Annotated in this window: 18 protein-coding genes; 6 read left to right on the top strand and 12 right to left on the bottom strand. The window is 70.4% G+C overall.

Features of this window, described 5'->3' with window-relative positions; translation table 11 throughout:
• Positions 1–195: 195 nt before the first annotated feature.
• The gene (locus ACIPWY_RS37410; protein ID WP_362908616.1) at positions 196–585 is read right to left on the bottom strand and encodes a helix-turn-helix domain-containing protein; all 390 of its coding nucleotides are present in this window, start codon (positions 583–585) and stop codon (positions 196–198) included.
• A 91-nt stretch (positions 586–676) separates the two neighbouring features.
• Here ACIPWY_RS37410 and ACIPWY_RS37405 point away from each other — a divergent pair, with 91 nt between their 5' ends.
• From ACIPWY_RS37405 to ACIPWY_RS37395, 3 genes are all read left to right on the top strand, one after another.
• A complete protein-coding gene (locus ACIPWY_RS37405) occupies positions 677–1534 on the top strand; it encodes an SDR family oxidoreductase (protein WP_401536778.1) in 858 nt (285 codons plus the stop codon).
• Between the two features lie 213 nt (positions 1535–1747).
• A complete protein-coding gene (rarD, locus tag ACIPWY_RS37400; protein WP_401536786.1) occupies positions 1748–2743 on the top strand; it encodes an EamA family transporter RarD in 996 nt (331 codons plus the stop codon).
• Between the two features lie 99 nt (positions 2744–2842).
• A complete protein-coding gene (locus ACIPWY_RS37395; protein ID WP_393705504.1) occupies positions 2843–3430 on the top strand; it encodes a flavodoxin family protein in 588 nt (195 codons plus the stop codon).
• A 62-nt stretch (positions 3431–3492) separates the two neighbouring features.
• Here the strand turns inward: ACIPWY_RS37395 and ACIPWY_RS37390 are convergent, their stop codons facing one another.
• The 4 genes from ACIPWY_RS37390 to ACIPWY_RS37375 form a co-directional block, all read right to left on the bottom strand.
• On the bottom strand, positions 3493–4398 hold the full coding sequence (locus tag ACIPWY_RS37390) for an ABC transporter permease (RefSeq protein WP_362908613.1): 906 nt from the start codon (positions 4396–4398) through the stop codon (positions 3493–3495).
• Entirely contained in the window at positions 4385–5341 is a 957-nt protein-coding gene (locus ACIPWY_RS37385; protein WP_393705502.1) for an ABC transporter ATP-binding protein, read from the bottom strand. The genes ACIPWY_RS37390 and ACIPWY_RS37385 overlap by 14 nt, the downstream gene beginning before the upstream one ends.
• A gap of 117 nt (positions 5342–5458) precedes the next feature.
• Positions 5459–6736, bottom strand: coding sequence for a DUF2092 domain-containing protein (locus tag ACIPWY_RS37380; protein WP_362908611.1), 1278 nt, complete (start codon positions 6734–6736; stop codon positions 5459–5461).
• Between the two features lie 269 nt (positions 6737–7005).
• Positions 7006–8016: a polyprenyl synthetase family protein gene (locus tag ACIPWY_RS37375; protein WP_362908610.1), complete on the bottom strand. Its 1011-nt coding sequence runs from the start codon at positions 8014–8016 to the stop codon at positions 7006–7008.
• Positions 8017–8240: 224 nt separating this feature from the next.
• On the opposite strand from ACIPWY_RS37375, the gene ACIPWY_RS37370 reads away from it, so the two are divergent.
• A complete protein-coding gene (locus ACIPWY_RS37370; RefSeq protein WP_362908609.1) occupies positions 8241–9755 on the top strand; it encodes a peptide MFS transporter in 1515 nt (504 codons plus the stop codon).
• Between the two features lie 28 nt (positions 9756–9783).
• Complete coding sequence (locus ACIPWY_RS37365; RefSeq protein WP_401536784.1) at positions 9784–11784, top strand: CocE/NonD family hydrolase; 2001 nt, start codon at positions 9784–9786, stop codon at positions 11782–11784.
• A 39-nt stretch (positions 11785–11823) separates the two neighbouring features.
• On the opposite strand, the gene ACIPWY_RS37360 is transcribed toward ACIPWY_RS37365, so the two are convergent.
• The 3 genes from ACIPWY_RS37360 to ACIPWY_RS37350 all read right to left on the bottom strand — a co-directional run bounded on the left by ACIPWY_RS37360 (position 11824) and on the right by ACIPWY_RS37350 (position 15259).
• On the bottom strand, positions 11824–12645 hold the full coding sequence (locus ACIPWY_RS37360) for an HAD family hydrolase (protein WP_393705501.1): 822 nt from the start codon (positions 12643–12645) through the stop codon (positions 11824–11826).
• Between the two features lie 63 nt (positions 12646–12708).
• Positions 12709–13911, bottom strand: a complete 1203-nt coding sequence (locus ACIPWY_RS37355) for an NAD(P)-binding domain-containing protein (RefSeq protein ID WP_362908607.1) — start codon at positions 13909–13911, stop codon at positions 12709–12711.
• A gap of 88 nt (positions 13912–13999) precedes the next feature.
• A complete protein-coding gene (locus tag ACIPWY_RS37350) occupies positions 14000–15259 on the bottom strand; it encodes an ATP-grasp domain-containing protein (protein ID WP_393705499.1) in 1260 nt (419 codons plus the stop codon).
• 213 nt (positions 15260–15472) lie between these two features.
• Between ACIPWY_RS37350 and fahA the strand changes: the two genes are divergently transcribed.
• On the top strand, positions 15473–16735 hold the full coding sequence (gene fahA / locus ACIPWY_RS37345; RefSeq protein WP_362908605.1) for a fumarylacetoacetase: 1263 nt from the start codon (positions 15473–15475) through the stop codon (positions 16733–16735).
• A 73-nt stretch (positions 16736–16808) separates the two neighbouring features.
• Here fahA and recQ read toward each other — a convergent pair whose 3' ends face one another.
• The 4 genes from recQ to nuoL all read right to left on the bottom strand — a co-directional run bounded on the left by recQ (position 16809) and on the right by nuoL (position 24116).
• Entirely contained in the window at positions 16809–18785 is a 1977-nt protein-coding gene (gene recQ, locus ACIPWY_RS37340) for a DNA helicase RecQ (protein WP_362908604.1), read from the bottom strand.
• A 206-nt stretch (positions 18786–18991) separates the two neighbouring features.
• Positions 18992–20641 carry an NADH-quinone oxidoreductase subunit NuoN gene (gene nuoN / locus ACIPWY_RS37335; protein WP_362908603.1) on the bottom strand — a complete coding sequence of 550 codons (1650 nt, stop codon included), beginning with the start codon at positions 20639–20641 and terminating at the stop codon, positions 18992–18994.
• On the bottom strand, positions 20638–22209 hold the full coding sequence (locus ACIPWY_RS37330; protein ID WP_362908602.1) for an NADH-quinone oxidoreductase subunit M: 1572 nt from the start codon (positions 22207–22209) through the stop codon (positions 20638–20640). The genes nuoN and ACIPWY_RS37330 overlap by 4 nt, the downstream gene beginning before the upstream one ends.
• 5 nt (positions 22210–22214) lie before the next feature.
• Complete coding sequence (gene nuoL / locus ACIPWY_RS37325; protein ID WP_401536771.1) at positions 22215–24116, bottom strand: NADH-quinone oxidoreductase subunit L; 1902 nt, start codon at positions 24114–24116, stop codon at positions 22215–22217.
• Positions 24117–24121 lie beyond the last annotated feature (5 nt).

Below are 24121 nucleotides of genomic sequence, written 5' to 3'. Positions count from 1 at the left end.
CAGATGTCCGACCAGCTCGACGAAGCGATCGAACAGAACGGCAAGGGCGACCTGGCCGCGCTGCTCGCCGGCGGCGACACCTGGACCGTTGTGGGCTAGCCGCCCCTATGCGAAGAAGACCCGCGTCCCCTTCCTCAGGGGGCGCGGGTCTCTTCGTATGGGCTATGGGAGGCGCGGGTTTCGTCGTGTGGGCTTTCAGGAGGCGCGGGATTCGTCGTATGCGCTCCGGGCCTGTGTCACCGCTGCCATGCGGCGTTCCGTCCAGGTCGCCAGGGTGTGGACCTGTTCCGCCGCCTCGCGGCCGAGATCGGTGAGTGAGTAGTCCACGCGCGGCGGGATGACCGGCTTCGCGTCGCGGTGCACCATGCCGTCGCGCTCCAGGGTCTGGAGTGTCTGCGTGAGCATCTTCTCGCTGACGTTCCTCGCGCCGGCGCGGCCGATCTCCCGGCGCAGCTCGCTGAACCGGTACGAGCGCTCCTCCAGCGCGATCAGGACGAGCACGCCCCAGCGGCTGGTGACGTGTTCGAGTACGAGGCGGTACGGGCACATCTCCTCGCCGCCGGAACTCCCCTTGCTTACTGCCATGTCAGTACCTTACTTCAAAGTGGGTACTTTCGATTGGTTAGCGCTACCCGTAGGCTCGGTGCCAGATAGCCCCTAAGAGGAGATTTCAGACATGAGCATCGTCGTCACCGGAGCTACCGGACACCTCGGCCGTCTCGTCATCGACGGCCTCCTTGCCGCCGGCGTCCCGGCCGAACGCATCGCCGCCGTCGTCCGCGACAAGGAGAAGGCCGCCGGCCTCGCCGCCCGCGGCGTCGAGCTGCGGATCGCCGACTACAGCGCGCCCCAGACGCTGACCGGCACCTTCGCCGCCGACGACAGGGTCCTGCTGATCTCCGGCAGCGAGGTCGGGCAGCGCGTGGCGCAGCACCAGGCCGTGATCGACGCCGCGAAGGACGCGGGCGTCGCGCTGCTCGCGTACACGGGCGTCCTCGGCGGGCCCGCCGCCGACTTCGATCTGGCGGCCGAGCACAAGGTGACCGAGCAGGCGATCCTGGACTCCGGTCTGCCGTACACGTTCCTGCGCAACGGCTGGTACCACGAGAACTACACCGAGAACCTCGCCCCGGTCCTGGAGCACGGCGCCGTCACCGCCTCCGCGGGCGAGGGCCGCGTCGCCTCCGCCGCCCGCGCCGACTACGCCGCCGCCGCGGTCGCCGTCCTCACCGGCGAGGGCCACGAGAACCAGACCTACGAGCTGAGCGGCGACGTCGCCTGGTCCTTCGCCGAGTACGCCACCGAGCTGTCGAAGCAGACGGGCCGGACCATCGCGTACAACTCCGTCACGCCCGAGCAGAACCGCGAGATCCTGCTCGGCGCCGGACTGCCCGCACCCTTCGCCGACATTCTCGTGGGCGTCGACACCGCCATCGAGCAGGGCCTGCTCGGCGCCACCAGCGGCGACCTGTCGCGGCTGACGGGCCGCCCCACGACCCCGCTCGCGGACGCGGTCAAGACGGCGCTCGCCTAGCGCCTCTCGTTCGGATCATGCCGGGCTCCCACCTGCACGTATGCCCTGTCATGACCGTATAGGGATACGGACATGACAGGGGGTGCCCCGCGGCGCTACCTTCATGGGTGGCCGCCGCGGGGCGGCCGTGTGCATGGAGGAGGGGCCGTGGAGGCTGGGCAGTCGAGAAGCGAACAGCGCACGGGACTGTTGAACGGCATCGCGGCCTACGGAATGTGGGGCCTGGTGCCCCTTTTCTGGCCCCTGCTCAAACCCGCGGGCGCCGGTGAGATCCTCGCCCACCGCATGGTGTGGTCGCTGGCCGTGGTCGGCGTCACCCTGCTCTTCGTACGCCGCTGGGCCTGGGCCGGCGAGCTGCTGCGCAACCCGCGCAGGCTGGCGCTCGTCACCGTCGCCGCGGCCGTCATCACGGTCAACTGGGGCGTCTACATCTGGGCCGTGAACGCGGGCCACGTCGTCGAGGCGTCACTCGGCTACTTCATCAACCCGCTGGTCACCATCGCCATGGGCGTACTGCTCCTGGGCGAGCGGCTGCGGCCCGCGCAGTGGGCGGCGGTCGGCGTCGGCCTCACCGCGGTCCTCGTCCTCGCCTTCGGATACGGACAGCCGCCCTGGATCTCCCTCTGCCTCGCGTTCTCCTTCGCCACGTACGGCCTGGCGAAGAAGAAGGTGAACCTCGGCGGCCTGGAGTCCCTCGCCGCCGAGACCGCGATCCAGTTCGTGCCCGCGCTCGCCTATCTGCTGTGGATCGGCGCGCAGGGCGAGTCCACCTTCGGCGACGGCGCGGGCCACGCCACGCTGCTCGCGGCGACGGGCCTGGTCACCGCGATCCCGCTGGTCTGCTTCGGCGCCGCCGCCATCCGCGTACCGCTGTCGACCCTGGGGCTGCTCCAGTACCTGGCGCCGGTCTTCCAGCTCCTGCTCGGCGTCCTGTACTTCCACGAGGCGATGCCTCCCGAACGCTGGGCGGGCTTCGCCCTCGTGTGGCTGGCACTCACCCTCCTGACGTGGGACGCACTGCGGACGGCCCGGCAGGGACGGATCGCGCTGGCCGAGCAGGAGGCGCGGGCGACGGCTCCGGAGACGGTGCCGGAGGCCAATCTGCAGCCGCAGCGGCAGCCGCAGACCCAGACGCAGGCCCAGACGCAGACGCAGACGCAGAAGCAGAAGCAGCCGGAGACGGATCCGCGGCGCGAGCCGGCTGCCTGATCCCATACGACACCGGCCACCTCCTGGACGGGATTACTTGCGTGTGCATAAACTGCACATGCAGGTAATCGGCGCGATCAACCGACCCCGGAGTGCCCCATGTCCCGCACGTTCCTCTTCCTGCTCGGCAGCAGCCGAGGCGAAGGCAACACCGAGATCCTGGCCCGCAAGGCCGCCGAGCAGCTCTCTCCCGACACCGGGCAGCGCTGGATCGACCTCGCCGCGCACCCCCTCCCCGACTTCGAGGACCTGCGCCACGACAGCGACCACACCCGGCCCACCGGCGACAACACGGCGCTGCTCCTGGACGCGACGCTCGAAGCCACCGACATCGTCATCGCGTCGCCGCTGTACTGGTACTCCGTCTCGGCCTCCACCAAGCGCTACCTCGACTACTGGTCGGGCTGGCTGCGCACCCCCGGCGTCGACTTCAAGGCGACGCTCCAAGGGCGCACCCTGTGGGGCGTGACGGCGCTCGCCCACGAGGAGCAGGTCGTCGCCGACCCGCTGGTCGGCACGCTGCGCAACTCGGCCGCGTACATGGGCATGCGCTTCGGTGGTGTCCTGCTCGGCAACGGCAGCAAGCCCGGCGACGTACTCAAGGACGAGGAGGCACTGCTGCGGGCCAAGACGTTCTTCGCGCCCGAGCGTCAGCCGGAGATCGCACGCTTCCCGTACGAGGCGTAGGGACGCGGGCAGTACGAGGCGTAGAGGTGCTGCAGTACGAGGCGTCGTGGCGCGGCAGTCGGCTACGCCGTGATGTCCTTCGCCGTGAAGCGCGCCCACGCCGCCGAGCCGAACACGGCCGCATACAGGCCCTGCAGGCCCAGGTTCTTGAGCAGGTCGTCCCAGTAGACCGGCTCGCGCATCAGGTCGGCGAAGGACAGCCAGCGGTGCGAGAACAGATACGGCTGGATGGCGTGCAGCTGGGGGATCTGGTCGAGGATCTGGACGGTGATGAGCAGGCCCACCGTCGTCGCCATCGCCGCGATCCCGCTGTTCGTGAGCGTCGAGACGAACAGTCCGAGCGCGGCGATGCCCACGAGTGACGCGGCCACGACGAGGGCGATCAGCAGGGCTCGTACGAGCCCCTCGCCGAAGCCGATCCGCGTGCCGGAGATCGTGACGAGGTCGCCGAGCGGGAAGAGCAGGGCGCCCGTGGCGAGCGCCGTCACCGCCACGACCAGCGTCGCGACCAGGCAGAACGTCATCGTGGTCGCGTACTTGGTGAGCAGCAGACGGGTGCGGCCCGCGGGAGCGACGAGCAGATAGCGCAGCGTTCCCGCGTTCGCCTCGCCGGCGATCGCGTCGCCCGCGATCACCCCGACCGCCATCGGCAGGAAGAACGGGAGCGTCGCGGCGAGTGAGGTGAAGACCAGGAACAGGCCGTTGTTGGTGATCTGCGCTATGAACGCGGGTCCTCCCGGGCCGCCGCCCGCGGCCTGTGAACCGCCGCTCGTCTCGATCTTCACGGCGATCCCGACGAGGATCGGCACCCCGGCCAGGACGGCGAGCAGGGCGATCGTGCGCCAGCGGCGGAACGTGGTGACCAGCTCGCTGCGGAACAGGCCGAGCGTCCAGATCCTCTTCCGCGCGGGCGCCACCGCCGTGCCGGTGGCGGCGGTGGCGGCGGCCGTGGCCTCAGCCTGCGACATCGAATCCCTCTCCCGTCAGGGCCACGAACGCGTCCTCCAGCGAGGCCCGTTCGAGTCCGAAGCCGCGGACGCGGACGCCCGCGGTGACCAGTGCGGCGTTCAGCTCGGCGAGGTCGGTCCTCGGACCGGGCGGCTCGCCCGTCACCTGGTCGTCCGTCACGGTCAGGTCCGCGATGCCCCGCTCCTTCAGGACGCGCGCCGCGTCGCCCGGGTCGGGTGTCGTGACCACGAGCCGGCCGCGGGCGCCCGCCGCGAGCTCGGCGACCGGACCCTGCGTGAGGAGCCGCCCGCGCGCCATCACGGCCGCGTGCGTGCAGACCTGTTCGATCTCGTCGAGGAGGTGCGAGGAGAGGAAGACGGTCGTGCCGTCCGACGCCAACTCCCGCACCAGGGAACGGATTTCGCGCATCCCCTGCGGGTCGAGACCGTTCGTCGGCTCGTCGAGGACGAGGAGCCTGCGGGGCTGGAGCAGCGCTGCCGCGAGCCCGAGGCGCTGCTTCATCCCGAGCGAGTACGCCTTCGCCTTCTTGCCCGCGGCGGCCGTGAGCCCCACCCGGTCGAGCGCGGTGGCGACGCGGGCGCGCCGGGTGCGCGGGTCGGCCGCCGGGTCGGCGGAGTCGTACCGGATCAGGTTGTCCCGGCCGGACAGGAACCCGTACAGGGCGGGGCCTTCGATGAGCGCGCCGACGTGCGGGAGGACCGCGCGGGTCGCTCGGGGCATGGGGCGGCCGAGGACGCGGGCCGAGCCGGACGTCGGCTCGATCAGGCCCATCAGCATGCGGATGGTGGTGGTCTTGCCCGAGCCGTTCGGCCCGAGGAAGCCGAAGACGCTGCCCGCGGGGACGGTGAGGTCCAGGCCGTCGACCGCCAACTGACCGCCGCCGTAGCGCTTGGTGAGCGCCCGCGTCTCGATCACGGACTCCTCGGCAGTGCTCGCCGCCATCTCGCTCCCGTCGTGCCCGTCGGTCCTGGTGGAGTACGGGAGTGCCGGGGTGGAGGCCCCGGAACCGGCGCCTCCACCCCTGCCTTCCTGCCCTGCCAACTCTCGTGGCGCGTACGGCTACTGTGCCGCGTTCGCCGCCTTCACGAGCGCGTCCTTGGTGACCGCGCCCGCGTAGACCTTGCCGTCGTCCGTGATGAGCGCGTTGACCAGGCGCGTCGAGAAGACCGTGCCCGAGCCGAACTTGCCCGTCACATGGTCGCCGAGCGCGTCCATGAACTTCTGCGCCTCCGGCGGGACGTCGCCCGAGCCCGAGCCGCCCGTCGGCAGCCCCTGCCCGCCGGGCATCTTCAGCTCGGCGATGGACGTCCAGCCCTCACCGATGACCTTCAGGTCGTTCATGCCGCCACCCTGGGCGTCCTTCAGGTCCTTGGGCATGCCCTTGGGAAGATCCTTGGGCAGGTCCTTCGGCAGGTCCTTGGACGGGTGGGACTTGTCCTGTGCCTTGAGGTCGTCGCCCTCGGTGACCTTGGTGCCCTTCGGCGGGGTGAAGTCGAACGTCGAAGCGGCCGGCTTGGCGAAGTCCACCTTCGTGAAGCCCGCGTCCACGACCGCCTTGCCGCCGCCCGCGGGCGTCAGCGTGAACTTCAGCGGCACACCCGTCTTCGCGTCCACCGAGATGGTGATCCCGCCGACCGTCGAACCGGCCTGCTTCGGCTTGACGAGCAGCTTGTACGCGTCACGCCCCGCGACCTGCGAGGTGCCCTCCACCGAGATCGACGTCGTCTTGCCGGACGCCTTCAGGACCTCGTCCGCGAGCTCCTTGGGCGTGGCCGGGACGCCCTTCGGCGCCTCGCCCTTGTGCTGCTTCCCGGCCCGGTCGCCGGCGGCAGCGGCGTCCTTGGCGTGGTACGCCTCGTTCGACGCGCTGTCGTAGGCCCAGACCTCGTCGCCGTTGTGGATCACGCTGTACTCGGCCGCGTTGTCCAGGACGGACAGCTTGTGCCGGTCCGGGCCGTCCGTCGCGACGCGCAGCGTGTGCGTGCCGGAGGCCAGCTCCATCAGCTTGGACTGCGGGTCGGCGGCGGAGCCCGCCTTGCCGTCCCCGCCGTCCGAGGGGCCGCCGGCGCCCGGGGTGAAGCCGCCCGCCATACCGCCCAGGGACGGGAGTCCGAGATCCGTGGAGATCTTCACCGTGCCGGACATCTGCTGCACGTCCGACTTTGCGATCTTCTCGATGAGCTGCTGCGCGCTGAGCTTCGGCAGATCGGGGTTGCCGGAGTCGGCCAGCGCGGGGACGAGCCCGATCGTCGCCGCGGCCACCCCCACCACCGCGACCGGGACCACATAGCGGGACGCCTTGCGACGACCGGCGCTTTCGGATTCGTACGGTGCCATGTTGTTGCCCTACCTCCGTGTTGGGCGGCGGCCTACCGTCCTTGCTCGTCTGTCCACCCCAAGCCGCCATTCTCACCCGAATTGGTCGGGAGTGGTGCTATCAATCTGACCAAATCGGCGGGACGGAAGCGTCAGACCCCAGGATCAACTCCGCGTACTCCCGCGGTATGACACACAAGGGCGGCGCCTCCCCTATCCCGTAGGGGGACGCCGCCTGTTCCGTGTGTCGGTCACCGCTGCGAGGTGACTGCGAGGTGAGACCGCGGGCGTCAGCCCGCCCGGTGCACCACCAGGTCGCACAGCTCCAGGAGGGCCGCCTTCGCATCGCACTCGGGCAACGGCGAGAGGGCCGCCCGCGCCTCCTCCGCATACCGCACGGTGTCCTTGCGGGCCTGCTCCAGGGCCGGGTGGACGCGCAGTCGAGCGAGCGCCTCGTCGAGGCGCGCGTCGTCCGTCAGGTCGGAGTCGAGGAGCTCGCACAGGGCGCGGTCCTCGGGCAGGCCGAGCTGCTCGGCGCGCTCGCGCAGCCGGAGGACCGGCAGCGTGGGGATGCCCTCGCGCAGGTCGGTGCCGGGGGTCTTGCCGGACTCGTGCGAGTCGGAGGCGATGTCCAGGACGTCGTCGGCGAGCTGGAAGGCGACGCCGAGCCGCTCGCCGTACTGGGCGAGGACGTCCACGACGCGCTCGTCGGCGCCCGACATCATCGCGCCGAACCGCACGGCCACGGCGATCAGCGAGCCGGTCTTGCCGCCGAGGACGTCGAGGTAGTGGTCGACCGGGTCGCGGCCGTCGCGCGGTCCGGCCGTCTCCAGGATCTGGCCGGTGACGAGGCGCTCGAAGGCCTCCGCCTGGATGCGGACGGCCTCGGGTCCGAGGTCGGCCAGCATGTGGGAGGCGCGCGAGAAGAGGAAGTCGCCGGTCAGGACCGCGACCGAGTTGCCCCAGCGGGTGTTCGCGCTGTCGACGCCGCGGCGCACGTCGGCCTCGTCCATCACGTCGTCGTGGTAGAGCGTCGCGAGATGCGTCAGCTCGACGACGACGGCGGCGGGCACGACACCCGGTGCGTACGGGTCGCCGAACTGCGCGGCGAGCATCGCGAGGAGGGGCCTGAAGCGCTTGCCGCCCGCGCGCACGAGATGCTGCGCGGCCTCCGTGATGAAGGGGACCTCGCTCTTCGTTGCCTCGAGCAGGCCCTCCTCGACAGCCGTCAACCCGGCCTGGACATCGGCTTCGAGAGCCTGGTCCCGCACGCTAAGACCGAAAGTCCCGACGACGGTCACGAGAGGTTCTCCTGTCTGCTGACGATCACATGGCGAACTCGGTCGATCATTTGGTCGATGACACGGTTTGTCGATGTGTCGCTGCCATCACTCAAGTCAGCGTATCCGGTCGCGTTTCGATCACAGTGGGGGCCTGCCCGCACAGACCAGGCCGAGCAACCCACGAACACCCCCGGTATGTTCTTGATCAGCTCATACGACCGAGAAGACCTGGAGTTTCCCCTTTGTCTCGCACCACGGCCGAGGCCGAGCCGAACGGACCGGAGAGCGAGCAGCCGCCCCCGGGCGACGACCACGCCTTCTTCGGCCAGCCGCGTGGCCTGCTCACGCTGTCGGGCCTCGAGGTCTGGGAGCGTTTCTCGTTCCTCGGCATGCAGGCCATCCTCGTCCTCTACTTCGCGGACACGGTCGCACACGGCGGCCTGGGCATGTCCGCGGGGACGGCGGCGTCCGTATCGGCAGCGTACGGAACGCTCGTCTATCTCGTCTCGGTGGGGGGCGGCTGGCTCGCCGACCGGATCCTCGGCTCGTACCGCGCGGTCCTGTACGGCGGCATCCTGATCGCCTGCGGCCACTACGCCATGGCGGTGCCGACGGCGGCCATGACCTGGGTCGGCCTCGGCCTGATCAGCGCGGGAACCGGCCTGGTCAAACCCAACGTCGCCACCATGGTCGGCAAGCTCTACCGCACCGACGACGAGCGCCGCGACGCCGGCTTCGCGCTGTACTACATGGGCATCAACATCGGCGCCTTCGCGGGCCCCCTGATCACCGGCTGGCTCGGCGATCACAAGGGCTGGCACTGGGGCTTCTCGGCCGCCGCGATCGGCATGACGTTCGGTCTCGTCCAGTACGTCACCGGGCGGCGTCACCTGGCCGGGCGCAAGCACTCCGCCGAGTACGCGCTGCCGCCCGAGGGCATGCGGCGCGCGGTCCGGCTGATGATCGCCGGCGCCGTCGTGATCGCCGTACTGGCCGTGGCCCTCGTGTGGGCCGGCTGGCTGACGATGGACCGCTTCGTGGACGTCCTCACGATCATCTCCGTGATCGCCCCGGTCGTGTACTTCGCGGTGATGTTCCGCAGCCCCCGGGTGACCGCCGAGGAGCGCGGCAGACTCAAGCCGTACGTCGTGCTCTTCCTGGCCTCCGTGGCCTTCAACTTCATCCTGTTCCAGGCGTACTCGACGATGATCCTGCTCGCCTCGACGAACGCCAGGACCGAGATCCTCGGCTTCCACTTCCCCGCCAGCTGGTACGCGTCCGCGCTCGGCGCCTTCGAGGTCGCGCTCGCCCCCGTGGTGGCCGGTCTGTGGGCCCGGATGGGGCCGCGCCAGCCGCACGCCTCCAACAAGATCGCGTTCGGTGTGATCCTGGGCGGTCTGTCGTTCCTGCTGATGGTCATCCCCACCTCGGGCCACAGCGGGGACACGTACAAGATGGCCGCCTGGTGGATCGTCGGCTCGTATCTGCTGCTCGGCCTCGGCGACATCCTCCTGGAGACCTCCGGCATGTCGGCGACGACGAAGCTCGCGCCGAAGGCCTTCTCCAGCCAGACCATGTCCCTCTGGTTCCTGTCGCTCGCCCTCGCCAACGGCATTCAGGCACAGACCGTGAAGCTCTACGGCGAGGTCTCCAATCCCGCGTACTTCGGAGTCAACGGCGCCATCGCCGTCGCCATCGGCCTGGCCGTGATCGCGCTCGCACCGTGGCTGCGCAGGACCATGCACCCCGTTCACTGAGGTAACTCCCATGTCAGAAAACCCGGCCATCACCATCCGCACCTCCTTCCCCTACGAGACGACCCGCGAGGACGTTCGCGTACCCCTGCCGGACGGCACCACACTGTTCGCCCGCATCTGGCGTCCGGTGACCGACGAGCCGGTGCCCGCCATCCTCGAGTACCTCCCGTACCGCCTCAGCGACTGGACGGCGCCGCGCGACTGGCAGCGCCACCCCTGGTACGCGGGCCACGGCTACGCCTCCGTCCGCGTCGACGTGCGCGGGCACGGCAACTCGGAGGGCCTGCCCGGCGACGAGTACGACACGACGGAGCTCGCCGACGGGGTCGCGGTCGTCAACTGGCTGGCCGCACAGCCCTGGTGCAGCGGCAAGGTCGGCATGTTCGGCATCTCCTGGGGCGGCTTCAACTCCCTCCAGATCGCGGCCCTCGCGCCCGAGCCGCTCAAGGCGGTCGTCACGGTCTGCTCGACGGACGACCGTTATGACAACGACGTGCACTACATGGGAGGTTCCGTCCTCGCGGTGGACATGCACGCGTGGGCGGCGACCATGCTCGCCTTCGTGTCGCGGCCGCCCGACCCGCAGTTCGTCGGCGAAGGCTGGCGCGACATGTGGCTGAAGCGCCTCGAAGCGGTCGATCCGTTCATCCACACCTGGCTCGGCCACCAGACGCGCGACGCCTACTGGCAGCACGGCAGCGTCTGCGAGGACTACACCGCCGTACGCGCGGCCGTCCTCGCGGTGGGCGGCTGGCACGACCCGTACCGCGACACCGTCCTGCGCCTGGTCGAGAACCTGCCCGACCAGCAGGTACGCGGGATCATCGGCCCCTGGTCGCACCAGTACCCGGACCGCGGCCTGCCGCCGGGCCCCGCGATCGGCTTCCTCCAGGAGACCCTCCGCTGGTGGGACCACCACCTCAAGGGCGTCGACAACGGCGTCATGGCGGAGCCCAAGCTCCGCTCCTGGATCAGCGACTCGCACCCGCCCGCGACCGTCTACCCGACGCTGCCGGGCCACTGGGTCGGTGACCCGTCCTGGCCGTCCCCGAACGTCGCGCCCCTCGCGTACGCCCTTCAGGGCCCGCCCGTGATCGTGAAGTCGCCCCAGCAGACGGGCCTGGACGCGGGCCGCTTCTTCCCCTTCGGCAACGACGCGGACCTGCCGCCGGACCAGCGGGACGAGGACGCGAAGTCGGCGTGCTTCGACTTCGAGGTGCCCGCGGAGCTGCAGGTCCTCGGCCGGCCGCAGGTGACGCTGCGGATCACCAGCGAGGTACCGCGTGGGCAGATCGCCGCCCGGGTGTGCGACGTGGCGCCGGACGGCTCGTCGACGCTCGTCACGCGCGGCGTCCTGAACCTGTCAGCGCGCGAGGGCCGCGACCAGGCCGCCACCTGGCCCCCCGGCACCACGGACGAGGTCTCCTTCGAGCTCAACGGCATCGGCCACACCTTCCCGGCCGGGCACCGCATCCGCCTCGCGGTGTCGTCCGCGTACTGGCCGTGGATCTGGCCGCAGCCCGGCTCGGAGGCGGGCTTCACCCTCGACCCGGCGGGCAGCGCGCTCGAACTGCCGGTCAGGATGGTCGACGCGGAGAACGGCGCCGACATCGCCTTCGAACGGCCCGAACAGTCCGAGCCGCTCGGCGTCGTCTACCCGGCCACCCTGGACGAACAGCGCCCCGAGCGGCTCTGCGTCCGGGATGTCGCCAAGGGCGAATGGCGCCTCGAGGTCGACCCGCGCTACGGCGGCACCCGGGTCTACCCCGACGGCCTCGAATTCACCGAGGACGCCGTGGAGACGTACGTCATCCAGGAGGCGGACCCGCTGAGTGCGCACACCCGCTCCGACTGGTCGATCCGCCTGCACCGGCCCGAACTGGCGTGGGACGTGACGATCAAGACCCGCTCCGAGATCGCCTGCGACGCGACGGACTTCATCACCAGCAACGAGGTGGTGTGCCGGGACGGCGGCGAAGTGGTCTTCCACCGGACCTGGGAGCAGCGGATTCCGCGTACGGCGGGGTGAGGGCGCGGGCGGTGGTGGGTGGGTGACCGGTGGGTGCGGCTAGCGCCGCGCGAAGTGGCGTTCGAGGATGACCGCGACGCCGTCGTCCTCGTTCGACAGGGTCACCTCGTCGGCCGCCGCCCGCAGTTCGGCGTGGGCATTGGCCATCGCGACGCCGTGGCCGGCCCACGCGAACATCGGCAGGTCGTTCGGCATGTCACCGAAGGCGATCGTGTGCTCCGGCGTCAGACCGAGCCGCTCGGCCGCCAGCGCGAGTCCCGTCGCCTTGGTGACGCCGCACGGCTGCAGCTCCACGGTGCCGGGGCCCGACATGGTGACCGTCGCCAGATCTCCGACAACCGCGCGCGCCGCCTTCGCCAACTCGTCGTCGTCGAGCCGGGGATGACGGAGCAGCACCTTGCTGATGGGCTCGACCCACAGCTCCTCACGGCGCTCGATCCGCACCGCGGGGAGCGTGGGGTGCGGCATCACATAGCCCGGCTCGATGAGCGTCAGACCGTCCGCGCCGTCCTGGTCGACCGCCGCGTCGACCTGGCCGACCTCGGCCTCGATCTTGCCGAGGGCCTGCTCGGCGAGGTCACGGTCGAGGGTCAGGGACCACACCATCCGGTCCTTCGCGGCGTCGTACAGCTGGGCGCCCTGGGCGCAGACCGCGAGGCCGGTGCCGCCGAGCTCACCGAGCAGCGGCCGCACGCGCGGCGCGGGCCGTCCCGTCACCACGAGGTGGCGGGCCCCCGCGGCTGTCGCGGCCGCGAGGGCGTCGCGTGTCCGTTCGGAGACCGTGTCGTCGCCGCGCAGCAGCGTCCCGTCCAGGTCTGTGGCGATGAGTTCGAACGGGGCGGAGCGCAACGGAGCGGGCATGATCGAGAGAATACGGACCGCTCCGCCGCGTCACTCCGCCCGGTCACCCCAGCACGGGGCGCCTCACGCGTGTGCCGCCGCGAGGTGCTTCACCAGACGGGGCGAGGCGAACTCGGTGCCGCACACGAACCGCATCACCGGCCCGTACGACGAGCCGCCCAGCATGCCCGTGAAGTAGAGCCCCGGCACCGAGGACACATAGCCGGGCCCCAGCTTGGGGGTGCCCCGGCTGGCGGCTGTCCGGGTCCGCAGGCCGTCGCCGAGGAAGTCCATCGCGGCGAGGTCGACGCGGTAGCCGGTCGCGGCGATGACATGGTCCGCGGTCAGCTCCTCGCAGCGCCCGCCGGGAGCCCGCACGGTGAGGACCGCGCCCCCGTCCGCGGCGGCGGAGCCCACGATGCCCTCCACCTCACGCACCCGCACCTTGTCCTCGAACCGCTCGCGCAGCCACCACGCCCCGAGCGGCCCGAGCACCCGCCGGACGAGGAAGTGCCGTGCCTGCGGCGGGAGATGACGGTACGGGTGCGGGTAGTACGTCAGCGCGTACAGCGACCAGGCCCGGCCGAACGGCGTCTCGGGGCGCAGCTTCGGCTGGCCCCACGGCGGCGCGCCGAACCGTACGGAGCCCTTGCCGCGCGCCACGATCCGCACGCTCGCCCCGGCCTCCGCGGCGAGCGCGGCCGTCTCCAGGGCGGACTGGCCGGCGCCGACCACGATGAGTTCCCTGCCGGAGAAACGGGACAGGTCGTGGTGCTGCGAGCTGTGGGAGACCGGCCCGGTGGGGGCGGGCCCGTCGGGCGCCGCAGCGGCAAGCTCGCGCGGCAGGTGGTCGAGGCCCGAAAGGCCGGTGGCGACGACGACCGCGCGGGCCGTGAACTGCTCGCCGGAGTCCAGCTTCACCTCGAAGTTCTCGTGTCCGCGCCGGTCCACCGACACCACCCTGACCCGCTCCAGGTCGGGCACGAGCTTCTGCTGGAACCAGTCCCCGTAGGCCACGAACGTCTCGACCGGGACGATGTCCTCGTCCGTCACCAGGCGCGGTATCCCGGCCGCGTCGCAGTAGTCGACGAGGTCGTGGCCGCGCTGCGGGGCGTCGATGTTCGAGGCGGACGGCACTGACTTCAGGAGCATTCCCGCGGGCATGTGTGAGCGCCAGCTCACCATGGGGTCGCCGAAGACGCGTACCGGAATGCCGCGTGCCCGCAGATGGGCGGCGGTCGACAGGCCGTACGGGCCCGCTCCGATGACAGCTACCGGATGAATCACGAAGTCCCCTCCCCAGGGAAGAACATTTGCTTCCTACTTCGCGGTGACACTTGGTGCTTCTGTGGACGTAACTGGTGCTGGTGGTGCGCTATTCGGGCGTGGTCCTCGCCGTGCCGCCGCCGCGGCGGTTGGTCCGCCACAGCTGGTGGAGGTGGCGGGCTCCCGGGCCGACGAACCGGGCGAGCATCGTGAACAGCGGCCGCAGGTCGTCGGTGGCGAGCCACGCGAGCTCCGTGCCCGTGGCGCGGGCCGGGGCGTGCGGGGTCGTGTATCCGCTGCGGCGGTAGGCGATGAGAGCGGGCAGGTCGATGTTCTCCACCACGTACCGGTGGCCCGCGCGCTGTTCCCCCTCCGGTACGGCGCGGCCGGTCAGGTCGAGATGCATGGCGCGGACGACGTCGATCCCGGACTCGCTCTCGAAGAGCCGGAACTGGGCGCCCATGCGCGGATTGAAGTCGAGGAGCTTGTACTGGCCGTCGCGCCGGTCGAAGCGCAGGTCGAGGTCGATGACGCCGGTGAAGCCGATCTGTTTGATGAAACGCGCGGCGAGGTCCGCGAGTTCCGGATTGTCGACGACGTACGCATTCGCCGTCATGCCCGCGTGCGGTGGCCAGGAACGCACCTTGACACCGGTGAAGAGGGCGAGCGGCGTCGAGTCCGCGTCGAAGTACGCGTGCACGATCCAGTCCTCCGCCTGCTCCCTCGGCAGATACTCCTGGAGGATGACGCCGGGCTGCTCACCCCAGTCGCGGGCGAGTTCGAGCAGACCCTCGGGGGTCGCGATCTTCGTCGTCCCGTTCACCGCGGGCTGCTTGCGGCGCGTGAACGCCTCACGGTTCTTGGCGACCACCGGGAAGCGCGCCGACGCGGCGAACTCCTCGATGTCGGCGTACGACTCCGGGAAAGCGGCCGCCGGCGACGCGACGCCGTGCTCCACGCACAGTTCGTGCAGCCCCTGCTTGCTGGCGAGGCGGCGCGGCAGGTCCCGCTCGACGCGCGGGAACAGGAACTTCCCCCCGTCGGCCAGCTGTTCCTGATGCTCGGCGATGAGGACGGCCGCCTCTTCGTCGGTCGGGATCAGGACCGTCGGCCTGCCGATCCTGCGCGCGATGCGCAGCATGCCCTCGACGAGCCGCTCCGGTTCCTCGGCCCCGGTGGTCCGCCAGGGAAAGGCCCGGTGCAGATAGCGCGAGGACGCCGCCGGCGTGTAACGGTCTTCCGTGATCGCGTACATGGGCACGCCGAGGCGGCCCAGGCTGCGGATTGCTCCTACTCCTCCGTGATGCAGTGGATAGTCACCGAACTTGACGATCAGGCCCGGCACGTCCCGGTCGGCTTCGAACGGCACGCTGCTGGCGCTCCTGGCCACGGGTCCCCCCACGTGTCCTGTCCCCCTTCGGACCCGGACCCACCCCGTCCGCGTCCCCCGATAGGACGCTAAGCCGGAATTGACCACTCCAGCAAGGCTTATCCGGACATTGCGAACTCTTTAGGCACTGCCCCAACGCGCCGCTCCCACGTAACGTGTGGCCCACCCATATGGAAAGCGAGGCAGGTACGCATGTCCGAGCAGACCCCGCTCACCCCCCTCGACCTCCCCGAAGGCGATCCCTTCGGACCGCACAACCTCCCGTACGGGGTGTTCTCCCTGCCGCGGGAGGCCGTCGAGACGCGCCGGGTCGGCGTGCGCCTCGGCTCGTACGTGCTCGACGCGGGCGCCGCGGCGGCCTCGCTCGGCTCGCCCTACGTCTCCCTGCTCGCCCGCCCCAGCCTGAACCCGCTGATGGCGGCGGGCCGCACCGCCTGGTCGGACGTGCGCCGCGCGCTCACGGCCTGGGTCACGGTCCCGGCCCACCGCGAGACCGTGAGCCCCCTGCTGTACCCGCTCGACGACGTCACCCTGCACCTCCCCTTCGAGGTCGCGGACTACGTCGACTTCTACGCCTCGGAGAACCACGCCCGGAACCTCGGCCGCATGTTCCGCCCGGACGAGGAGCCCCTGAAGCCCAACTGGAAGCATCTGCCGGTGGGTTACCACGGCCGCGCGGGGACGGTCGTGGTCTCGGGCACGGACGTGGTCCGCCCCTCGGGCCAGCGGAAGTCACCGGCCGACCCGGCCCCCGTCTTCGGCCCCTCGGTGCGGCTCGACATCGAGACCGAGCTCGGCTTCGTCGTCGGGACGCCGTCCGCGCAGGGCACGGCGGTACCGCTGTCCGCGTACCGCGACCACGTGTTCGGGCTCTGCCTCCTCAACGACTGGTCGGCGCGCGACATCCAGTCGTGGGAGACCGTGCCGCTCGGCCCGCACCTGGGCAAGTCCTTCGCCACGTCGGTCTCGGCCTGGATCACCCCGCTGGAGGCGCTGGACGAGGCGCGCGTGACGCCCCCGGAGCGCACGTACCCCCTCCTGCCGTACCTGGACGACTCGGCGCCCTCCGCCGACGGCATCGCGGACGAGCCCGGCGGCTACGACCTGCACATCACCGTCACCCTCAACGGCCATGTCATCTCCGAGACCTCGTCCGCGGGCCTGTACTGGACGGCAGCCCAGATGCTGGCCCACATGACGGTGGCCGGCGCCTCCCTGCGCACCGGGGACCTGTACGGCTCCGGCACGATCAGCGGCGCCTCGGAGAACGCGCGCGGCTCCCTCATCGAGATCACCTGGAACGGGCGCGACGCCATCGAACTCCCCGACGGCAAGCGCACGTTCCTGGAGAACGACGACGTGGTCACCATGACGGCCTGGGCCCAGGGCCCGGACGACACCCGAGTGGGCCTGGGCGAAGTGACGGGGCGGATCGTGGCGGGCGCCACGGCATGAGAGACCTGAGGCGGCGCCGTCAGGGGCCCGAGGGTGGGGCGCCGTCAGCGGCCTGAAGGCGCCGTCACCACCGTCACCAGTCGATGTCCTCCGGCTCCTGCTCGTCCTCGGGCCAGCCGGGGTCCGGCTCCGGCGCCTCCCCGGCGGCGGAGCCGGCCGGGGCTGACGGGGCGCTGGAACCGGCGCCGTCCAGGCCCTCCAGGACGGCGAGCACACCCTCGCCCCACGTCGCCAGCTTCTTCTCGCCGACGCCGCCGATCGTGCCCAACTGGCCGATAGATGTCGGGTGTTGGAGGGCGATCTCCTTGAGCGTCGCGTCATGGAAGATGACGTACGCCGGGACCCCGTTCTCCTTCGCCTGCGCGCCACGCCACGCGCGCAGCGCCTCGAAGACCGGCAGCAGCTGCTCCGGCAGGTCCGCCGCGGGCGACTTCGCCTTGCGCTCGCGCGAGGACGACCGGGAGGCGGCGGGCCTCGGCGCCTCCTTGCGCAGCCGCACCTCACGCTGTCTCCCGAGGACGCTCCCGCTCTCCTCCGTGAGCACCAGCGTCCCGTACTCGCCCTCGACCGCGATGAGGCTCTGCGCCAGCAACTGCCGCACCACGCCCCGCCATTCGGCCTCGCTCAGGTCCTCGCCGATGCCGAAGACGGAGAGCTGGTCGTGGTCGAACTGGATGACCTTGGCCGTGCGCCGGCCCATCAGGATGTCGATGATCTGGCCCGCGCCGAACTTCTGCCTCCGCTCCCGGTCCAGGCGCACCACCGTGGAGAGGATCTTCTGCGCGGCGACGGTCCCGTCCCACGTCTCGGGCGGCGAGAGGCAGGTGTCACAGTTGCCGCAGGCGGCCGTCTGCGGCTCCTGCCCGAAGTACATGAGCAGCTGGGACCGGCGGCACTGCGCCGTCTCGCACAGCGCCAGCATCGCGTCGAGGTGGGACCCGGCCCGGCGCCGGAACGCCTCGTCCCCCTCCCCCATGTTGATGAGCTTCCGCTGCTGGACGACGTCCTGCAGCCCGTACGCCATCCAGGCCGTCGAGGGGAGTCCGTCACGGCCGGCGCGGCCCGTCTCCTGGTAGTAGCCCTCGACGGACTTCGGGAGATCGAGGTGCGCGACGAACCGGACGTCGGGCTTGTCGATGCCCATGCCGAACGCGATGGTCGCGCAGACGACCAGCCCCTCCTCGCGCAGGAAGCGGGACTGGTGCGCCGCGCGGGTGCCCGCGTCCAGGCCCGCGTGGTACGGGACCGCCTCGATGCCGTTGCGGCTGAGGAACTCGGCCGTCGCCTCCACCGACTTGCGCGACAGGCAGTACACGATGCCCGCGTCGCCCTCGTGCTCCTGCTTGAGGAAGGTGAGGAGCTGCTTCTTCGGGTCGGCCTTCGGCACGATCCGGTACTGGATGTTGGGCCGGTCGAAGCTCGCCACGAAGTGCTTGGCGTCCGGCATGCCCAGGCGCTGGGTGATCTCCTCGTGCGTGGCGTGCGTGGCGGTCGCGGTGAGCGCGATGCGCGGTACGTCCGGCCAGCGCTGTCCGAGGACGGAGAGCGCCAGGTAGTCGGGGCGGAAGTCGTGCCCCCACTGGGCCACACAGTGCGCCTCGTCGATCGCGAAGACGGAGATCCTGCCGCGGGAGAGCAGGTCGAGCGTCGAGTCGAGGCGCAGCCGCTCGGGCGCCAGATAGATGACGTCCAGCTCGCCCGCGAGGAACTCGGCCTCGACCGTGCGCCGCTCGTCGAAGTCCTGCGTCGAATTCATGAACCCGGCGCGCACGCCGAGCGCCCGCAGCGCGTCCACCTGGTCCTGCATGAGGGCGATGAGGGGCGAGACCACGACGCCCGTACCGGGCCTGACCAGGGCCGGGATCTGGTAGCACAGGGACTTTCCGCCGCCGGTCGGCATCAGGACGACGGCGTCCCCGCCGTCCACGACGTGGTCGATGATCGCTTCCTGCTCGCCGCGGAACGCGTCATATCCGAAGACGCGGTGCAGCGTCTCCAGTGCGCCGCCGCGCATCGCCGTCGCCACGCCGGGCTCCGTCACCTCGCTCATGCCACCGATCCCATTCATCGCCCTGTCCCCCGTACGTCCGTACTCCGTGGTTCGACCACTGCTGCCACGATAGGGCTCCGCACCGACAGCCCGAAAAGTTATCCACAGGCTGGGGGTCCTGGGGCACCCTCCGTGGCGGCCGGGAACACCGCCGCCCGGCGCCCCCTCTCAGGGACACCGGGCGGCGAGGGCCCCGCGCTGCGCGGCTACCGCACGAACACGCTCGCGTGGTTCGCCAGGTCCAGGAAGTACTGCGGCGCCAGGCCCAGCACCACCGTGACCGCCACACCCACGGCGATCGTGGTCATGGTCAGCGGCGAGGGCACGGCGACCGTCGGGCCGTCCGCCTTCGGCTCGCTGAAGAACATGAGCACGATCACCCGGATGTAGAAGAACGCCGCGATGGCCGACGAGATCACACCGACCACGACGAGCGCACCGGCCCCGCCCTCCGCCGCCGCCTTGAACACGGCGAACTTTCCGGCGAAGCCCGAGGTCAGCGGGATACCGGCGAAGGCGAGCAGGAACACCGCGAAGACGGCCGCCACCAGCGGCGAGCGGCGTCCGAGCCCCGCCCACTTCGACAGGTGTGTGGCCTCGCCGCCCGCGTCCCTGACCAGCGTGACCACGGCGAACGCGCCGACGGTCACGAAGGAGTACGCGCCCAGGTAGAAGAGCACGGACGAGATGCCGTCGGGCGTCGTGGCGATGACACCGGCGAGGATGAATCCGGCGTGCGCGATCGACGAGTACGCGAGGAGCCGCTTGATGTCGGTCTGGGTGATCGCGACGATCGCGCCGCCCAGCATCGTGATGATCGCGATGGCCCACATGACCGGCCGCCAGTCCCAGCGCAGGCCGGGCAGGACGACGTACAGGAGCCGCAGGAGGGCGCCGAAGGCGGCGACCTTCGTGGCGGCCGCCATGAAGCCGGTGACCGGCGTGGGCGCGCCCTGGTAGACGTCCGGGGTCCACATGTGGAACGGCACGGCGCCGACCTTGAACAGCAGGCCCATGACGACCATGGCCACGCCGATGAGCAGCAGTGCGTCGTTCCCCATGGTGTCGGCGAGCGCCGGGTCGATGTTCTGGATCGATCCGTCGACGACGTCGGCGATCGCCGCGTACGACACCGAGCCCGCGTACCCGTACAGGAGGGCGATGCCGAACAGGGTGAACGCCGAGGCGAAGGCACCGAGGAGGAAGTACTTGACCGCGGCCTCCTGCGACAGGAGCCGCTTGCGGCGGGCCACGGCGCACAGGAGGTAGAGCGGCAGGGAGAAGACTTCCAGGGCGATGAACAGCGTCAGGAGGTCGTTCGCCGAGGGGAAGACCAGCATGCCGCCGATCGCGAAGAGCACGAGCGGGAACACCTCGGTGGTGGTGAACCCGGCCTTCACCGCGGCCTTCTCGCTGTCGCTGCCCGGTACGGACGCGGCCTGCGCGGCGAACGAGTCGACGCGGTTGCCGTGCGCCTCCGGGTCCAGGCGGCGCTCGGCGAAGGTGAAGATCGCGACGAGGCCGGTCAGCAGGATCACGCCCTGGAGGAACAGGGCCGGGCCGTCGACGGAGATCGCGCCCATGGCCGCGATGTGCGCCTTCGTCGTGCCGTACCCGCCGGCCGCGAGCCCGACCACCGCGGCGAACGCGGCGGCCAGGGCGACGACGGCGAGGAACACCTGGACGTAGTAGCGGGACTTGCGCGGCACGAACGCCTCGACGAGGACCCCGAGGACCGCCGCACCGAGGACGATCAGGGTGGGCGACAATTGGCCGTATTCGATCTTCGGCGCGTCGATCTTGGAAATGGGATCGGCCGCCGTTGTCCACAGGCTGTGGACGGCTGCTGCGCTCACTTGGCCGCCTCCACCGCTGGCTTCGGGTCCTTCTTGTGTACGTCGGACAGGGTCTGCTTGACCGCCGGGTTCACCAGGTCGGTGACCGGCTTCGGGTAGACGCCCAGGAAGATCAGGACGGCGATCAGCGGGACGACCACCGCGAGTTCCCGCACGCGCAGGTCCGGCAGGGCCGAGACCTCCGGCTTCACCGGGCCCGTCATCGTGCGCTGATAGAGGACGAGCGTGTAGAGCGCGGCGAGGACGATGCCGAACGTCGCGATGATCCCGATCACCGGGTAGCGCGAGAACGTGCCGACCAGGACCAGGAACTCACTCACGAAGGGCGCGAGGCCCGGCAGCGAGAGCGTCGCGAGGCCGCCGATCAGGAACGTGCCGGCGAGCACCGGGGCGACCTTCTGCACGCCTCCGTAGTCCGCGATCAGGCGCGAGCCGCGGCGCGAGATCAGGAAGCCCGCGACCAGCATCAGGGCGGCCGTCGAGATTCCGTGGTTGACCATGTAGAGCGTCGCGCCCGACTGGCCCTGGCTCGTCATCGCGAAGATGCCCAGGATGATGAAGCCGAAGTGCGAGATCGACGCGTACGCCACCAGGCGCTTGATGTCCCGCTGGCCGACCGCGAGCAGCGCACCGTAGACGATGCTGATGAGGGCCAGTACGAGGATGACCGGCGTCGCCCACTTCGAGGCCTCCGGGAAGAGCTGGAGGCAGAAGCGGAGCATCGCGAACGTGCCGACCTTGTCGACCACCGCCGTGATGAGGACGGCGACCGGGGCGGTGGCCTCCCCCATCGCGTTCGGCAGCCAGGTGTGCAGCGGCCACAGCGGCGCCTTCACGGCGAAGGCGAAGAAGAAGCCGAGGAAGAGCCAGCGCTCGGTGCTGGTCGCCATGTGCAGTGAACCGTTGGCCCGCGCGGCCGCGATCTCCTGGAGCGAGAAGTTCCCCGCCACCACGTAGAGACCGATCACGGCCGCCAGCATGATGAGGCCGCCGACGAGGTTGTAGAGGAGGAACTTCACGGCGGCGTACGAGCGTTGGGCCGCCGCGTTCTCGTCGCTGCCCGCGTGGGCGCGGTCTCCGAAGCCGCCGATGAGGAAGTACATCGGGATGAGCATGGCTTCGAAGAAGATGTAGAAGAGGAAGACGTCGGTGGCCTCGAAGGAGATGATCACCATCGCCTCGACACCGAGGATCAGGGCGAAGAAGCCCTGCGTCGGGCGCCACCTCGAACTCCCGGTCTCCTGCGGGTCGGCGTCGTGCCAGCCCGCGAGGATGACGAACGGCATCAGGAGGGCGGTGAGCGCGATGAGCGCCACCGCGATGCCGTCCACGCCCAGCTCGTACCGCACCCCGAAGTCCTTGATCCAGGAGTGGGATTCGGTGAGCTGGTAGCGGGCGCCGCCGGGCTCGAAGCGCACGAGCACGACCGCGGCCAGCACGAGCGTGGCGAGCGAGACGAGCAGCGCCAGCCACTTCGCCGCCGTGCGCCGCGCCGCCGGGACGGCAGCCGTGGCGATGGCTCCCACAGCAGGGAGCACCGCCGTCGCTGTCAGCAGAGGAAAGGACATTGCTATCAGACCGCCCTCATCAGCAGGGTCGCGGCGACGATGAGTGCCGCACCGCCGAACATCGAGACGGCGTACGAGCGGGCGTAGCCGTTCTGGAGCTTGCGCAGCCGGCCGGAGAGCCCGCCGACCGAGGCCGCCGTCCCGTTGACCACGCCGTCGACCAGGGTGTGGTCGACGTAGACCAGGGAGCGGGTGAGGTGCTCGCCGCCGCGGACCAGGACCACGTGGTTGAAGTCGTCCTGGAGCAGGTCACGGCGGGCCGCCCGGGTGAGCAGCGAGCCGCGCGGGGCGACGGCCGGGACCGCGCGGCGGCCGTACTGGAGGTAGGCCAGCCCCACGCCGATCACCAGGACCACCATGGTGGCCGCGGTGACCGTCGTGGCGCTGATCGGCGCGTTCCCGTGGCTGTGCTCGGTGACCGGCTCCAGCCAGTGCAGGAAGCGGTCGCCGATGCTGAAGAAGCCACCCGCGAAGACGGATCCGACCGCGAGCACGATCATCGGGATCGTCATGGACTTCGGTGACTCGTGCGGGTGCGGCTCGTGGCCCTGCGCATCCGGCTGCCAGCGCTTCTCACCGAAGAAGGTCATGATCATCACGCGCGTCATGTAGAACGCGGTGATGGCCGCGCCCAGCAGGGCCACCGAGCCGAGGATCCAGCCCTCCGTGCCGCCCTTCGCGAACGCCGCCTCGATGATCTTGTCCTTGGAGAAGAAGCCGGACAGACCCGGGAAGCCGATGATCGCGAGATAGCCGAGCCCGAACGTGACGAACGTGACCGGCATGTACTTCCTGAGGGCGCCGTACTTCCTCATGTCCACCTCGTCGTTCATGCCGTGCATGACCGAACCGGCGCCGAGGAAGAGGCCCGCCTTGAAGAAGCCGTGCGTCACCAGGTGCATGATCGCGAAGACGTAGCCGATGGGGCCGAGGCCCGCGGCCAGCACCATGTAGCCGATCTGCGACATCGTCGAGCCGGCCAGCGCCTTCTTGATGTCGTCCTTCGCGCAACCGACGATCGCACCGAACAGGAGCGTGACCGCTCCGACGATGACGACGACGAGCTGTGCGTCCGGCGACGCGTTGAACACCGCGCCGGAGCGGACGATCAGATAGACACCGGCGGTCACCATGGTCGCGGCGTGGATGAGGGCCGAGACCGGGGTCGGGCCCTCCATCGCGTCACCGAGCCAGGACTGCAGCGGCACCTGGGCGGACTTGCCGCACGCGGCGAGCAGCAGCATCAGGGCGATGCCCGTCAGCGTCGCGCCGCCGCCCTGGTGCTCCTCCGCCGCCTTCAGCACCGGCGCGAAGGCGAACGTCCCGAACGTCGTGAACATCAGCATGATGGCGATCGACAGGCCCATGTCGCCGACGCGGTTGACCAGGAAGGCCTTCTTCGCCGCGGTGGCCGCGCTGGGCTTGTGCTGCCAGAAGCCGATCAGGAGGTACGAGGCGAGGCCCACGCCCTCCCAGCCGACGTACAGGAGAAGGTAGTTGTCGGCGAGGACCAGGAGGAGCATCGCCGCGACGAACAGGTTCAGGTAGCCGAAGAAGCGGCGGCGCCGCTCGTCGTGCTCCATGTACCCGATCGAGTAGATGTGGATCAGCGTGCCCACGCCGGAGATCAGGAGCACGAACGTCATCGACAGCTGGTCCAGCTGGAAGGAGACGTCCGCCTGGAAGCCCTCGACCGGGATCCAGCTGAACAGGTGCTGGGTGAGGGAGCGGTCGTCGGCGCTCCTGCCGAGCATGTCGGCGAAGAGGAGGACGCCGATGACGAAGGAGACGGCCGCGAGCAGCGTGCCGAGCAGATGGCCCACACGGTCCAACCGCCGTCCGCCGCACAGCAGTACGGCCGCTCCGAGCAGTGGCGCCGCTACCAGCAGCGCAATCAGGTTTTCCACTGTGC

This window comes from Streptomyces sp. NPDC090032, from assembly GCF_044748025.1.
Lineage (GTDB): Bacteria > Actinomycetota > Actinomycetes > Streptomycetales > Streptomycetaceae > Streptomyces.
Note: the sequence above shows the minus strand (reverse complement) of the source record. Positions and strands in the feature narration are given on the sequence as shown.